General features: G+C 74.5%; 13 protein-coding genes. 11 read left to right on the top strand and 2 right to left on the bottom strand.

Translation table 11 applies throughout. The features are described from left to right. Positions 1 to 15: 15 nt before the first annotated feature. Both HIR71_RS10145 and HIR71_RS10140 read right to left on the bottom strand, forming a co-directional pair. The gene (locus HIR71_RS10145; protein WP_169324948.1) at positions 16 to 573 is read right to left on the bottom strand and encodes a GNAT family N-acetyltransferase; all 558 of its coding nucleotides are present in this window, start codon (positions 571 to 573) and stop codon (positions 16 to 18) included. Next, a complete protein-coding gene (locus HIR71_RS10140; protein ID WP_169324947.1) occupies positions 570 to 1,553 on the bottom strand; it encodes a quinone oxidoreductase family protein in 984 nt (327 codons plus the stop codon). Before HIR71_RS10140 ends, HIR71_RS10145 begins: the two co-directional genes overlap by 4 nt. A gap of 91 nt (positions 1,554 to 1,644) precedes the next feature. On the opposite strand from HIR71_RS10140, the gene argC reads away from it, so the two are divergent. The 11 genes from argC (at position 1,645) to tyrS (ending at position 13,274) form a co-directional block, all read left to right on the top strand. Next, positions 1,645 to 2,715, top strand: a complete 1,071-nt coding sequence (gene argC / locus HIR71_RS10135) for an N-acetyl-gamma-glutamyl-phosphate reductase (protein WP_211374025.1) — start codon at positions 1,645 to 1,647, stop codon at positions 2,713 to 2,715. Then, the gene (gene argJ, locus HIR71_RS10130) at positions 2,712 to 3,875 is read left to right on the top strand and encodes a bifunctional glutamate N-acetyltransferase/amino-acid acetyltransferase ArgJ (RefSeq protein WP_169324945.1); all 1,164 of its coding nucleotides are present in this window, start codon (positions 2,712 to 2,714) and stop codon (positions 3,873 to 3,875) included. The genes argC and argJ overlap by 4 nt, the downstream gene beginning before the upstream one ends. Further along, positions 3,872 to 4,882: an acetylglutamate kinase gene (gene argB / locus HIR71_RS10125; protein WP_169324944.1), complete on the top strand. Its 1,011-nt coding sequence runs from the start codon at positions 3,872 to 3,874 to the stop codon at positions 4,880 to 4,882. The genes argJ and argB overlap by 4 nt, the downstream gene beginning before the upstream one ends. Next, entirely contained in the window at positions 4,879 to 6,183 is a 1,305-nt protein-coding gene (locus tag HIR71_RS10120) for an acetylornithine transaminase (protein WP_169324943.1), read from the top strand. Before argB ends, HIR71_RS10120 begins: the two co-directional genes overlap by 4 nt. A gap of 20 nt (positions 6,184 to 6,203) precedes the next feature. Then, positions 6,204 to 7,145, top strand: a complete 942-nt coding sequence (gene argF / locus HIR71_RS10115; RefSeq protein WP_169325010.1) for an ornithine carbamoyltransferase — start codon at positions 6,204 to 6,206, stop codon at positions 7,143 to 7,145. Continuing rightward, positions 7,142 to 7,759 (top strand): arginine repressor, encoded by a 618-nt coding sequence (locus tag HIR71_RS10110; RefSeq protein ID WP_249051751.1) that lies wholly within the window; start codon positions 7,142 to 7,144, stop codon positions 7,757 to 7,759. The genes argF and HIR71_RS10110 overlap by 4 nt, the downstream gene beginning before the upstream one ends. After that, positions 7,759 to 9,015, top strand: a complete 1,257-nt coding sequence (locus tag HIR71_RS10105; RefSeq protein WP_169324942.1) for an argininosuccinate synthase — start codon at positions 7,759 to 7,761, stop codon at positions 9,013 to 9,015. Before HIR71_RS10110 ends, HIR71_RS10105 begins: the two co-directional genes overlap by 1 nt. Next, positions 9,005 to 10,483: an argininosuccinate lyase gene (argH, locus tag HIR71_RS10100; protein WP_169324941.1), complete on the top strand. Its 1,479-nt coding sequence runs from the start codon at positions 9,005 to 9,007 to the stop codon at positions 10,481 to 10,483. The genes HIR71_RS10105 and argH overlap by 11 nt, the downstream gene beginning before the upstream one ends. Continuing rightward, positions 10,456 to 11,229 carry a uridine kinase family protein gene (locus HIR71_RS10095; protein ID WP_311836210.1) on the top strand — a complete coding sequence of 258 codons (774 nt, stop codon included), beginning with the start codon at positions 10,456 to 10,458 and terminating at the stop codon, positions 11,227 to 11,229. Before argH ends, HIR71_RS10095 begins: the two co-directional genes overlap by 28 nt. Beyond that, on the top strand, positions 11,226 to 11,915 hold the full coding sequence (locus HIR71_RS10090) for a DNA-3-methyladenine glycosylase (RefSeq protein ID WP_169324940.1): 690 nt from the start codon (positions 11,226 to 11,228) through the stop codon (positions 11,913 to 11,915). Before HIR71_RS10095 ends, HIR71_RS10090 begins: the two co-directional genes overlap by 4 nt. A 96-nt stretch (positions 11,916 to 12,011) precedes the next feature. Continuing rightward, the gene (gene tyrS, locus HIR71_RS10085; RefSeq protein WP_169324939.1) at positions 12,012 to 13,274 is read left to right on the top strand and encodes a tyrosine--tRNA ligase; all 1,263 of its coding nucleotides are present in this window, start codon (positions 12,012 to 12,014) and stop codon (positions 13,272 to 13,274) included. The last annotated feature ends 505 nt before the right edge of the window (positions 13,275 to 13,779 follow it).

Here is a 13,779-nt window from a genome sequence, read left to right as displayed (position 1 = left end):
GTCAGCGCCGGGGGATCAGCGCGGGAGCGGCCGGGCGAGCAGCGCGACCCGCACGGAGCCGCCCTTGGTCGACTGCTCGCCGACCTGCGTGAACCCGAGCCGCGAGTGGAACGCGAGCGAGCCCGGGTTGGGCGGCTCGAGGTTCACCTCGCACGTGATCTCGCCCAGCCCGAGCGCGGCGGCGCACTCGTCGGCGGCGGCGTAGAGCGCGCGCCCGAGCCCCTGCCCGTGCGTGTCGGGCGCCACGACGATGCGGTCGACGTAGAGCGATCCCGGTCGGTGCGAGGAGAACCACCGGTAGTTCTCGCTGTCGTAGTCCGCGCCCGGGGCGAGCGCGAGGAGGAAGCCCGCGGGCGAGCCGCCGTCGTCGTCGATCACGACGGCGAGGTCGCAGCGCGGGACGTGGACCGCGAGCCCGTCCAGGCCGAGCCTGTTCACCGCGGGTGCGGCGGCGTCGTTCATGGCGGCGAGGGCTGGCAGGTCCGCGGGCTCGACGGGGCGCGGGCGGGCCCGCGCAGGACCGGCGGGCGGCTCGGTCGTCGCGCGCCCGGTCGGGACAGGATCGGTCGTCACGGGATCAGCAGGACCTTCCCGGTGGTGGCGCGGCCCTCGAGCGCGCGGTGCGCCTCGGCCGCCGCGGCGAGCGGGAACGTCGCACCGACGCGCACGTCCAGCGTGCCGGCGACGACCGCGTCGAACAGCTCACCCGCCCGCCACGTCAGCTCCTCGCGCGTCGCGACGTAGTGCGCCAGCGTCGGCCGCGTCAGGTAGACCGAGCCGGCGGCGTTGAGCCGCTGGGGGTCCACCCGTGGCACCTGCCCCGAGGACCCGCCGAAGAGGGCGAGCCCGCCCCGGGGGCGGAGCGACGCGAGCGACGCGTCGAAGGTCGAGCGGCCCACGCCGTCGAACACGGTGTGCACCCCGAGGCCGCCCGTGAGCCCACGCACGAGCCGCGGGAGGTCGCGCGTGACGTCGTCGAGCTCGGTGTAGCGCACGACGTCGCTCGCCCCGGCCGCGCGCGCGAGCTCCTCCTTGGCGGGCGTCGACACCGTCGAGATGACGCGACCCCCGTGCGCGACGGCGAGCTGCGTCAGGAGCAGGCCGACGCCCCCGGCCCCGGCATGCACGAGGACGTCCTGACCCGGCGAGACGGGGAAGGTCGAGCGGGCGAGGTAGTGCGCCGTCAGGCCCTGGAGCGGCAGCGCCGCGGCGACCTCGTCGGCCACGTCCGCCGGCACGGCGAGCGCGCGGGCGGCGTCGACCACGGCGAGCTCCGCGTACGAGCCGGGCGCCTCGTGCCACGCGACGCGGTCACCGACGGCGACGTCGTCGACTCCGTCGCCGAGCGCGACCACGGTCCCGGCGCCCTCGCTGCCCATCGCGTGCGGGTACGGCACCGGGTAGACGCCCGACCGGCGGTAGGTGTCGATGAAGTTGATCCCGGCGGCCGCGACCCGGACCAGCAGCTGGCCGGGGCCGGGCGCGGGATCGGCTCGCTCGACGAGCTCGAGAACCTCTGGACCGCCCGCTCGGGTTGCTTCGATGGCACGCATGCGGCCAACGTAGCGACGAGCGGTCGGGTCGCGCGCGCCGCGCCGGTCTACGGCGATGCATCATCGTGCGTGACCGTGTATGTTCATGCACATGTCTTTCACCGTCGCCGTCGCGGGCGCGAGCGGCTACGCGGGGGGCGAGGCCCTCCGCCTCCTGCTCGCGCACCCCGAGGCGCGGATCGGTGCCCTGACCGCGCACGCCAACGCGGGGTCGAGGCTCGGTGAGCACCACCCGCACCTCTTCGCGCTCGCGGACCGCGTCCTCGAGCCGACGACCGCCGACGTGCTCGGTGGCCACGACGTCGTCGTGCTCGGGCTCCCGCACGGCGCCTCGGGCGAGATCGCCGCGCAGCTGCCGGACGGCGTCCTCGTGCTCGACCTCGGGGCCGACCACCGGTTGACCGACGCCGCCGCGTGGGGCCACTTCTACGGCGGCGCGCACGCCGGCAGCTGGCCCTACGGGTTGCCCGAGCTCCTCCACGCGGGGGAGACCACGGCGGCGGCGCAGCGTGAGACGCTCGCCGGAGCCACCCGCGTCGCCGTGCCCGGCTGCAACGTCACGGCGGTCACGCTCGGGCTCCAGCCGGGGATCGCCGCGGGCGTCCTCGAGCCGCTCGACCTCGTCGCCGTCCTCGCCAACGGGTACTCGGGCGCGGGCAAGTCGCTCAAGCCGCACCTGCTCGCGGCCGAGGGGCTGGGCGCCGCCCAGGCGTACGGCGTCGGCGGCGTGCACCGGCACATCCCCGAGATCGAGCAGAACCTGCGGGTCGCGGGCGCTGCGGACGTGTCGATCTCGTTCACGCCGACGCTCGTCCCGATGGCACGCGGCATCCTCGCGACCGCCACGGCCCGGCTCGCGCCCGGCGTCGACCCGCGCGACGTCCGCGCGGCCTGGGAGGCGGCGTACGCGGACGAGCCCTTCGTGCGGCTGCTCCCCGCGGCGGGTGACGGGTTGTCGCGCTGGCCGACGACGGCGGCCACGCTGGGCGCGAACACGGCCCTCGTCCAGGTGGGTGTGGACGAGCGGGCCGGTCGGGTCGTCACGGTCACGGCGCTCGACAACCTCGTGAAGGGCACCGCGGGCGCCGCGGTGCAGTCCCTCAACCTGGCGCTCGGGCTCCCCGAGACGCTCGGCCTCACGACGAACGGGATCGCCCCATGAGCGTCACCGCCCCCCTCGGCTTCCGCGCCGCCGGCGTGACCGCCGGGCTCAAGTCGTCCGGAGCGCCGGACCTCGCGCTCGTGGTGAACGACGGGCCCGAGCGCGTGGTCGCCGGTGTGTTCACGACGAACCGCGTGGTCGCCGCGCCCGTGGTCTGGTCGCGTCAGGTGGTCGCCGACGGCCGGGCCGACGCCGTGGTGCTCAACTCGGGCGGCGCGAACGCGTGCACGGGCCCCGACGGCTTCGCGGACACGCACCGCACCGCGGAGCACGTCGCCGACGTGCTGGGCGTCTCGGCGGGGGACGTGGTCGTGTGCTCCACGGGACTGATCGGCGAGCGGCTGCCCATGGACCGCCTGCTCGCGGGGATCGACGACGCCGCGGCGCAGCTCGCTGCCGACGGCGGACCGGCCGCGGCGACCGCCATCATGACGACGGACTCGGTCGCCAAGACGGTGCACATCGAGCGTGACGGCTGGTCCGTCGGCGGGATGGCGAAGGGCGCGGGCATGCTGGCGCCCGGGCTGGCGACGATGCTGTGCGTGCTCACGTCGGACGCGGTCACGAGCCCCGACGAGGCCCACGCCGCGCTCCGGGCCGCCACGGTCGTGACCTTCGACCGGGTGGACTCCGACGGCTGCATGTCGACCAACGACACCGTCGTGCTGCTGACCTCGGGCGCGAGCGGGATCCGGGTGAGCGAGGCGGAGCTCGCCGACGCCGTCACCGCGGCGTGCGCTGCCTTGGCCCGCGCGCTCGTGGCCGACGCCGAGGGGGCGACGCACGACGTCGCCGTCACGGTCGTGGGCGCGCAGACCGAGGCGGCGGCGGTCGCGGTCGCGCGCGCCGTGACCCGCTCGAACCTGTTCAAGGCGGCGGTGTTCGGCAACGATCCCAACTGGGGTCGCGTGCTCTCGGCGGTCGGCACGGTGCCCGAGGAGGTCGCCGCGTTCGACGCCGCGCAGCTCGACGTCCGCATCAACGGCGTGCAGGTCTGCCGGGCCAGCGGGGTGGGGGAGGACCGCACGCTGGTCGACCTCGCCGGGTCGCGCGAGGTGCACGTCGAGGTCGACCTCCACGCCGGTGACGCGCGTGCCACCGTGTGGACCAACGACCTCACGCACGACTACGTCCACGAGAACAGCGCGTACTCGACATGAGCAGATCCATGGACGGGACGACCGACCAGTCCGTCGCCCCGGACGACGACGCGTTCGACCCGCGCGCCCACCTCTTCGCGCACCAGAAGGCCGAGGTGCTCGTCGAGGCGCTGCCGTGGCTGCAGCGGTTCTCGGGCGCGCTCGTGGTCGTGAAGCTCGGCGGCAACGCGATGGTCGACGACGCGCTCAAGCGGGCCTTCGCCCAGGACATGGTGTTCCTGCGTCAGGTGGGCCTGCGTCCGGTCGTGGTGCACGGCGGCGGCCCCCAGATCAGCACGATGCTCGACCGGCTCGGGATCGCGAGCGAGTTCCGTGGGGGGCTGCGCGTGACGACTCCCGAGGCCATGGACGTCGTGCGCATGGTGCTCACCGGGCAGGTCTCGCGCGAGCTCGTCGGGCTGCTCAACGCCCACGGGCCGTACGCCGTGGGTCTCTCGGGCGAGGACGGCGCGCTGCTCCAGGCGCGCCGCCGCACGGCGGTCGTCGGCGGCGAGCACGTCGACGTGGGCCTCGTGGGGGACGTCGTCGGCGTGAACCCCGGTGCGGTGCTCGACCTGCTCGACGCCGGCCGCATCCCGGTCGTCTCGACGGTCGCCCCCGACATCGAGGACCCGACCCAGGTGCTCAACGTCAACGCCGACACGGCGGCCGCGGCGCTCGCCGTCGCGCTCGGCGCGCGCAAGCTCATCGTGCTCACCGACGTCGAGGGCCTGTACACGAGCTGGCCCGACCGGACCTCCCTGGTCCGGCGCATCACGGCGGGCGAGCTCGCGGACCTGCTGCCCGGGCTCGACTCGGGCATGCGCCCCAAGATGGAGGCCTGCTGGCGGGCGGTCGAGGGCGGCGTCGGGCGCGCGCACGTCATCGACGGCCGCCAGCCGCACTCGATCCTCGTCGAGGTGTTCACGTCCGAGGGGGTCGGCACGATGGTCCTGCCCGACGACGAGCCCACGCCGTCGCTCTTCACCGGGCCGATCCCGCGGGTCCAGCCGGGAGGCCACGCATGAGCGGCACGAGCGCAACCCCCGGCCCGGACGGGCTCGACGTGACCGCCTCGTCGACGCGCGGCGACGTCGTCGCGCCCGACTCCGTCGCCCGCTGGACCGAGCGCTACACCCACGCGGTGATGGACACGTTCGGCCCGCCGCAGCGCGTGCTCGTGCGCGGCGAGGGCGCGTACGTCTGGGACGCCGACGGCCGGCGCTACCTCGACCTGCTCGCGGGCATCGCGGTCAACGCGCTGGGCCACGCGCACCCGACGCTGACCGCGGCGATCTCCGCGCAGCTCGGGACGCTGGGCCACGTCTCGAACTTCTTCGGCACGCCGACGCAGATCGCGCTCGCCGAACGGCTGCTCGAGCTGGCCCAGGCGCCTGGTGGCTCCCGCGTGTTCTTCTCGAACTCGGGCACCGAGGCGAACGAGGCCGTGTTCAAGATGGCCCGGCGGACCGGCCGCCCGCGGATCCTCGCGCTCGAGGGCGCGTTCCACGGCCGGACGATGGGGGCCCTCGCCCTCACGCACAAGGCCGCCTACCGCGAGCCGTTCGAGCCGCTCCCGGGCGGCGTCGAGTTCCTGCCGTTCGGCGACACCGTGGCGCTCGAGGCCGCGCTGTCCGACGACGTCGCGGCGCTCGTCGTCGAGCCCGTCCAGGGGGAGTCCGGCGTGCGTCCGCTGCCTCCCGGCTACCTGGCCCGGGCGCGTGAGCTGACCGCCGCGCACGGCGCCCTGCTGGTCCTCGACGAGGTGCAGTGCGGCATGGGCCGCACGGGCTCGTGGTTCGCCTACCAGCAGCCCCATCTCGGCGGTGGCGTCGTGCCCGACGCCGTCACGCTCGCCAAGGGGCTGGGCGGCGGCTTCCCGATCGGTGCGGTCATCGCGTACGGCGAGCGGGCCGCGACCCTGCTCGGCCGCGGTCAGCACGGCACGACGTTCGGCGGGAACCCCGTCGCGGCGGCCGCGGCGCTCGCCACGATCGGCGTGATCGAGCGCGACGGCCTGCTCGCGCACGCGACCGAGCTCGGCGGGCAGCTGCGGGCCGCGGTCGCCGCCACCGGGCACCCGCTCGTCGCGAGCGTGCGCGGGGAGGGGCTGCTCGTCGCGATCGAGCTCAACGAGCCCGTGGCGGCCGCGATCGCCGCGCGGGCGCTCGACGCCGGCTTCATCGTCAACCCGGTGCGCCCGACGACGCTCCGGCTCGCCCCGCCGCTGATCCTCACGCGCGAGCAGGCCCAGGACTTCGTCGCCTTCCTCGCGGACGTCCCCGACGACCGCCAGACCGGTGCGGACGACGCGGGAGGTGCGCGGTGACCCTCTCGAGCGAGCCCGCCGTGGTCCGGCACTTCCTGCGCGACGACGACCTGACCCCGTCCGAGCAGCGCGAGGTGCTCGCGCTCGCGCTCGCGATGCGGACCGACCGGTTCGCCCGTCGCCCGCTCGACGGCCCGCGCTCGGTCGCGGTGATCTTCGACAAGCCGTCGACGCGCACGCGCGTGTCGTTCCAGGTGGGGATCGCCGAGCTCGGGGGCTTCCCGCTCGTGATCGACGCCGGCTCGTCGCAGCTCGGTCGCGGCGAGCCGATCGAGGACACCGCGCGGGTGCTCGACCGTCAGGTCGCGGCGATCGTCTGGCGCACCGCGGGCCAGGAGCGGGTCGAGGCCATGGCGGCCGCCGCGCGCGTCCCGGTGGTGAACGCGCTGACCGACCAGTTCCACCCCTGCCAGGTGCTGGCCGACCTCCTGACGGTCGCGCAGCACCGGGAAGCCGCGGGCGGCGTCGACGCCCTGCCGGGAATGACGCTCGCCTACCTCGGCGACGGCGCGAACAACATGGCGGCGTCGTACCTCCTCGGCGGCGCGACGGCGGGCCTGCACGTGCGGGTCGCGACGCCCGCGGCGTACGTCCCCGCGCCGTCGGTCGTGGCCGACGCCGAGGCGATCGCCGCGCGCACCGGTGGCTCGGTGCTCGTGACGCACGACGCCGTCGAGGCCGCCTCGGGCGTCGACGTGCTGGCGACCGACACCTGGGTGTCGATGGGGCAGGAGGGCGAAGGCTCCGCGCGCGAGGCCGTGTTCGCGCCGTTCCGGGTCGATGCGGCCGTCCTGGCGCTCGCGGCTCCGGACGCGCTCGTGCTCCACTGCCTGCCGGCCTACCGCGGCAAGGAGATCACCGCCGAGGTGCTCGACGGCCCCCGGTCGGTCGTGTGGGACGAGGCGGAGAACCGGCTGCACGCGCAGAAGGCGCTCCTCACGTGGTTGCTGGAACGGTCATGATGGCACTCACGACCACGGCCACTGCTACGGCTACGGCCACGTCCACCGCCCCGTCCCCTGCCACGGTCCCGCCGACCAAGGCCGCTCGGCACGCGCTGATCACGACGCTGCTCGCGCAGCGACCCGTGCACTCGCAGCCCGAGCTCGCGGAGGCGCTCGCCGAGGCCGGCGTCTCGGTCACGCAGGCCACGCTCTCGCGCGACCTGGTCGAGCTGCGCGCCGTCAAGATCCGCAGTACAGGCGGTGCGCTGGTCTACGCCATCCCGGCCGACGGCGGCACCCGCGGTCCGCAGCCCGCGCCCGACGCCGAGTACCTCGCCGCCCGGCTCGCGCGCCTGTGCGCCGAGCTGCTCGTGTCCGCCGAGGCGTCGGGCAACCTGGTCGTGCTGCGCACGCCGCCCGGCGCCGCCCAGTTCTTCGCCTCGGCGATCGACCACTCGGTCATGCCCGGCGTGCTCGGCACCATCGCCGGGGACGACACCGTGCTGGTGATCGCCCGCGAGCCCGCCGACAGCGGCGGCTCGAGCGGCAGCGTGCTCGCCGCGCGGTTCCTCGAGCTCGCCTCCACCGCGACCCCACACCACCCCGCACCATCCGATGAAAGAGAACCGTGATGACTGAACGCGTCGTGCTCGCCTACTCCGGCGGCCTGGACACCTCCGTGGGCATCGGCTGGATCGCCGAGGCCACCGGTGCCGAGGTGATCGCCGTCGCCGTCGACGTCGGCCAGGGTGGCGAGGACCTGGAGGTGATCCGCCGGCGCGCGCTCGACTGCGGTGCCGTCGAGGCCTACGTCGCCGACGCCCGCGACGAGTTCGCGACCGAGTACTGCATGCCGGCGCTGCGCGCGAACGCGCTCTACCTCGACCGGTACCCGCTGGTCTCCGCGCTGTCCCGGCCGGTGATCGTCAAGCACCTCGTGCGCGCGGCGCGCCAGTTCGGTGCCGACACGGTCGCGCACGGCTGCACCGGCAAGGGCAACGACCAGGTCCGGTTCGAGGTCGGCATCACGTCGCTCGCGCCCGACCTCAAGTGCCTCGCGCCGGTCCGCGACCTCGCGCTGACGCGCGACAAGGCGATCGAGTACGCGACCCGCCACGCGCTCCCGATCGAGACCACGAAGCACAACCCGTTCTCGATCGACCAGAACGTGTGGGGCCGCGCGGTCGAGACGGGCTTCCTCGAGGACATCTGGAACGAGCCGACCAAGGACGTCTACACCTACACGGACGACCCGGGCTATCCGCCGGTCGCCGACGAGGTCGTCGTCACGTTCGAGCAGGGTGTCCCGGTGGCGCTCGACGGGGTCCGCGTGACGCCGCTGCAGGCGATCCAGGAGATGAACCGCCGGGCGGGTGCGCAGGGCGTCGGCCGGATCGACATCGTCGAGGACCGCCTCGTCGGCATCAAGTCGCGCGAGGTCTACGAGGCCCCGGGCGCGATGGCCCTCATCGCGGCGCACCAGGAGCTCGAGAACGTGACCGTCGAGCGCGAGCAGGCCCGGTTCAAGCGCGGCGTCGAGCAGCGCTGGACCGAGCTCGTGTACGACGGCATGTGGTTCTCGCCGCTCAAGCGGTCGCTCGACACGTTCATCGACGACACGCAGCGGTACGTCTCGGGCGACGTCCGCCTCGTGCTGCACGGGGGCCGCGCCACGGTGACCGGTCGGCGTAGCGACGCGAGCCTGTACGACTTCAACCTCGCCACCTACGACTCGGGCGACACGTTCGACCAGTCGTACGCCAAGGGCTTCATCGAGATCTACGGCCTGACCGCCAAGCTCGCCGCCGCACGCGACGTCAGGTTCGGCAACGGTGTCGACCTCGGCTCGGGCGAGCTCGCCGGCGTCACGAGCGGCGATGATGCCTGAGCGGCCTCGCGGCGCGGGCGGTGCTCCGGCAGGCGACGGGGGCGCGGGTGAGGGGCGCGTGAGCCTGTGGGGTGGCCGGTTCGCCGGCGGCCCTGCGGACGCCCTGGCGGCGCTCTCGCTGAGCACCCACTTCGACTGGCGCCTGGCTCGGCACGACATCGCGGGCTCGGTCGCCCACGCCCGTGTGCTGCACTCGGCCGGCCTCCTGTCCGCCGACGAGCTCGCCGGGATGGCGGACGCGCTCGGGCGCCTGCGCGACGACGTCGCGAGCGGCGCCTTCACGCCCGACCCCTCCGACGAGGACGTCCACACCGCGCTCGAGCGCGGGCTCATCGAGCGGGCCGGTGCCGAGCTCGGTGGCAAGCTTCGCGCGGGCCGGTCGCGCAACGACCAGATCGCGACGCTCGTGCGGATGTACCTGCGCGAGCAGGCGCGACTGGTCGGCGGGCTGCTGCTCGACGTCGTCGACGCGCTCGTCGAGCAGGCTGCGGCGCACGGCGAGGCGCCGATGCCGGGCCGCACGCACCTGCAGCACGCGCAGCCGGTGCTCCTCGCGCACCACCTGCTCGCGCACGCCTGGCCGATGCTGCGCGACGTCGAGCGCTGGGTCGACTGGGACGCCCGGGCGGCACGGTCGCCCTACGGGTCGGGCGCGCTCGCGGGCTCGTCGCTCGGGCTCGACCCGGCCGCGGTCGCGGCCGAGCTCGGCTTCGACGGCCCGGTCGAGAACTCCATCGACGGGACCGCCAGCCGCGACGTCGTCGCCGAGTTCGCGTTCGTGGCCGCCATGGCGGGCGTCGACCTGTCCCGGCTCGCCGAGGAGATCGTGATCTGGGCGACCAAGGAGTTCGGGTTCGTCCTTCTCGACGACGCCTACTCGACCGGGTCGAGCATCATGCCCCAGAAGAAGAACCCGGACGTCGCCGAGCTCGCGCGCGGCAAGGCCGGCCGGCTGGTCGGCGACCTCACTGGTCTGCTCACCACGCTCAAGGGCCTGCCGCTCGCGTACAACCGCGACCTGCAGGAGGACAAGGAACCCGTCTTCGACCAGATCGACACGCTCACGGTGCTGCTGCCGGCGTTCGCGGGGATGGTCGCGAGCCTCACGTTCGACGTGGGCCGCATGGCCGACCTCGCACCGCAGGGCTTCTCGCTCGCGACCGACGTCGCCGAGTGGCTCGTGCGCGAGGGCGTCCCGTTCCGGGTGGCGCACGAGCTCGCCGGCGCGTGCGTGCGCGAGTGCGAGGAGCGTGGCATCGAGCTGTGGGACCTGAGCGACGAGGACCTCGCGGAGCTCTCGCCGCGCCTGACGCCCGCGGTCCGCAGCGTGCTCACGGTCGAGGGGTCCCTGGCCTCGCGGTCCGCGCACGGCGGAACGGCTCCGGCGCGGGTCGCCGAGCAGCTCGAGCGCGCCCGCGCGCGCTCGGCGGCGCTCCGGGAGTGGACGCGCGCGTCGGCAGCGGGCTGACCGACGGCGTGGACCAGGACGCCGAGCTCGGCCCGACGGACGGTGGGGCGGACCAGCCCCTCGGCTCCGGTTCCGGCTCCGGCTCCGGCTCCGGCTCCGGCTCGGCCGGCTCCGGCTCGGCCGGCTCGGGTTCGACCGGCTCCGGCTCCGGCAGCCCGGGCTCGCCGAGCCCCGAACCGGTCAGCGACGCCCTGCTCGACCGCGTCGCGGCCGAGGTGCTCAGTCGCGACCCCCGGCTGGGCCCGGTCCGGCTGGTCTGCGTCGACGGTCCGGCCGGCTCGGGCAAGACGACGTTCGCCGGGCTCCTCGCCGAGCGGCTCGGTGCCGAGGTGGTGCACACCGACGACCTGCTCGACGGGTGGGGCGATCTCGAGGGGATGTGGCCGCGCCTCGAGGAGTGGGTGCTCGCGCCGCTCGCCGCGGGGCGGCCGGGGCGCTACCGGCGGTACGACTGGGGCATCGCCCGGTTCGCCGAGTGGCACGACGTCCCCGCCGCCCCGGTCCTCGTGCTCGAGGGCTGCGGCTCCGCGCGTCGTGCCGTGGCGCCGTCGGCCGCCCTGTGCGTGTGGGTCGAGGCGGATCCGGCGGTGCGCCGGGCGCGCGGACTGGACCGGGACGGCGAGGCCGTCCTGCCGCACTGGGCGGACTGGACGGCGGACGAGGACCGGCACTTCGCCGCGGAGCGCACGCGGGAGCGCGCGGACGTCCTGGTCGACGCGAACGACTGGGGCAGGATGGGCGCGTGACCGAGCCGGCCCCGCGTTCCCCCGAGCGCACCGCGCCGCCGCCCCGGGAGTGGTACGGCCGCGACGCGCTCTCGGTCGCGCGCGACCTGCTGGGCGCGTACCTCACGACCGACGACGACGAGGGTCGGGTGACCCTCCGGCTCACCGAGGTCGAGGCGTACCAGGGGGCGAGGGACCCGGCGTCGCACGCGTACCGCGGCCGCACCGCGCGCAACGCCGCGATGTTCGCCGAGGCCGGGCACCTCTACGTCTACCGCCACCTCGGGCTGCACCACTGCGTCAACGTCGTGTGCGGCCCGACGGGGGAGGCCGCTGCCGTCCTGCTCCGTGCCGGCGAGATCGTGGCGGGCGCCGAGCTCGCGCGCGAACGCCGGACCCGGTCGGGCGTCGCCGCCGACGACGTCCAGCTCGCGCGCGGACCGGCGCGGCTCGCGGTTGCCCTGGGTCTCGACCTGCGCCGCTACGGGGCCGACGTGACCCGGGCGGGGGGCGCCGTCGTCGTGCACCGGGGCCCGGATCCCGCGCCACCGGCCGTCGGCACCGGGCCGCGGGTCGGCGTCAGCGGGCCGGGTGCGGACGCCGAGCTCTTCCCGTGGCGGCTCTGGCTGCCCGGCGAGCCGACCGTGTCCGCCTACCGGCCGGGGTATCGCCGGCGACCGGCAGGCAGTCGCACGGCACGGACCTAGCCGGATGCACGACGCCGCCGCGCCGCACGGCACACTGGACCCGACCGGCGAACGTCGCGCACGACCGCGCGGCTGCCGTACGACGAGGAGACCGTGGTGAGCGACGTCCTGGACGACCTGCAGTGGCGTGGGCTGGTGGCCCAGTCCACGGACGTGGACGCCCTGCGCTCCGCACTGTCCGCCGGTCCGGTCACGCTGTACTGCGGCTTCGACCCCACGGCGCCGAGCCTCCACATCGGCAACCTCGTGCAGATCCTCACGGTGCGCCGGCTGCAGCTCGGCGGCCACCGCCCCCTCGCGCTCGTCGGTGGCGCGACCGGCCTGATCGGCGACCCGAAGATGACCGGCGAGCGCACGCTCAACTCGCCCGAGGTCGTGGGGGAGTGGGTCGAGCGCATCCGCCGCCAGATCGAGCCGCTCCTCGACTTCCAGGGCCCGACGGCGGCGCGCATGGTGAACAACCTCGACTGGACGGCGCCGCTCTCGGCGATCGACTTCCTGCGCGACGTCGGCAAGCACTACCGGCTCGGGACGATGCTCGCGAAGGACACCGTGGCCCGACGCCTGAACAGCGAGCACGGGATCAGCTTCACGGAGTTCAGCTACCAGATCCTGCAGGGGATGGACTACCTCGAGCTGTACCGGCGGCACGGCGTGAGCCTCCAGACCGGGGGGAACGACCAGTGGGGCAACCTGCTCTCGGGGGTCGAGCTGGTGCGCAAGGTCGAGCAGGCGCACGTGCACGCGCTGACGACGCCGCTGATCACGAAGGCCGACGGCACCAAGTTCGGCAAGACCGAGTCCGGCACCGTGTGGCTCGACCCCGTCATGACCAGCCCGTACGCGTTCTACCAGTTCTGGCTCAACGCCGACGACGCCGACGTCGTCGGCTACCTCAAGGTGTTCACGTTCCGTCTTCGCGGCGAGATCGAGGACCTCGAGCGCGCGGTGGCCGAGCGCCCGGCGGCGCGCGAGGCGCAGCGGACGCTCGCGTACGACGTGACGGCGCTCGTGCACGGCGCACCGGCCGCGGACAAGGTCGTGGCGGCGAGCCAGGCGCTCTTCGGTCGCGGCGACCTGCGCGAGCTCGACGAGGCGACCACCGCCGCGGCGGTCGCCGAGCTGCCGAGAGCCCAGGGCGCGCCGGGCGACCTCCTCGTCGACCTCTTCGCCGCGACCGGGGTGGTCGCGAGCAAGGCGGCCGCGCGGCGTGCCGTCGCCGAGGGCGGCGCCTCGGTCAACAACGTCAAGGTGACGGACGACGCCGCGGAGCTGACCGACGAGGACCTCCTGCACGGCCGCTGGGCGGTGCTGCGCCGCGGGAAGCGGACGCTCGCCGTGGTCGACGCGGGACGCTGAGCCGGCGCTCGGTCGCTCGCGGAGCAGCGGAGCAGCGGTTGGACGAGAGCCCGGCAGGCCAGCGCGCCGTGCGGAGAGGCCCTACTGAGCCGGCGCGGTGCGTCAGCGCGTGGAGAACGGCGGGAGTGGTGAGCGTGGTGAGCGGCGTCACGGGGTCGCGAGTTGACGGTGCCGACCGACCTGCGTAATCTTCTGGATGTCGCCCGGCAGGGAGGAACGGACACCACAGCGCTACGAAGCGCGCAGGGTGGCTGGTCCCGGAGGGCGAACACCCCAGCATGAAGATGGCAGACGCCTCGGCGTCTCCTCGTCACGCCGGGACGGGAAGACTCTCCTGACGGTCCGCCCAGCGGATTAGGTCAGGAGCCGAATACCAGGTAAGTTTGAACGGTTGCCTCGCGGCGGGTTGGGAGATCCAAGGCGATGCGCGTCTGTTCCTTGAGAACTCAACAGCGTGCCAAGTAGTTGATGCCATGTGGTTCATCGGTTGGTGTTGTCCGGGCTT

This window comes from Cellulomonas fimi, assembly GCF_012952065.1.
In the GTDB taxonomy this organism is placed as follows: domain Bacteria; phylum Actinomycetota; class Actinomycetes; order Actinomycetales; family Cellulomonadaceae; genus Pengzhenrongella; species Pengzhenrongella fimi_A.
The sequence above is the reverse complement of the archived record's forward strand: the minus strand, read 5'-3'. Positions and strand labels throughout refer to the sequence as shown.

Excerpts from the sequence above, each read along its gene's own strand:
- HIR71_RS10140 (WP_169324947.1), bottom strand. The coding sequence starts at position 1,553 with ATGCGTGCCATCGAAGCAACCCGAGCGGGCGGTCCAGAGGTTCTCGAG.
- argC (WP_211374025.1), top strand. The coding sequence starts at position 1,645 with ATGTCTTTCACCGTCGCCGTCGCGGGCGCGAGCGGCTACGCGGGGGGC.
- argJ (WP_169324945.1), top strand. The coding sequence starts at position 2,712 with ATGAGCGTCACCGCCCCCCTCGGCTTCCGCGCCGCCGGCGTGACCGCC.
- argB (WP_169324944.1), top strand. The coding sequence starts at position 3,872 with ATGAGCAGATCCATGGACGGGACGACCGACCAGTCCGTCGCCCCGGAC.
- HIR71_RS10120 (WP_169324943.1), top strand. The coding sequence starts at position 4,879 with ATGAGCGGCACGAGCGCAACCCCCGGCCCGGACGGGCTCGACGTGACC.
- HIR71_RS10110 (WP_249051751.1), top strand. The coding sequence starts at position 7,142 with ATGATGGCACTCACGACCACGGCCACTGCTACGGCTACGGCCACGTCC.
- HIR71_RS10105 (WP_169324942.1), top strand. The coding sequence starts at position 7,759 with ATGACTGAACGCGTCGTGCTCGCCTACTCCGGCGGCCTGGACACCTCC.
- argH (WP_169324941.1), top strand. The coding sequence starts at position 9,005 with ATGATGCCTGAGCGGCCTCGCGGCGCGGGCGGTGCTCCGGCAGGCGAC.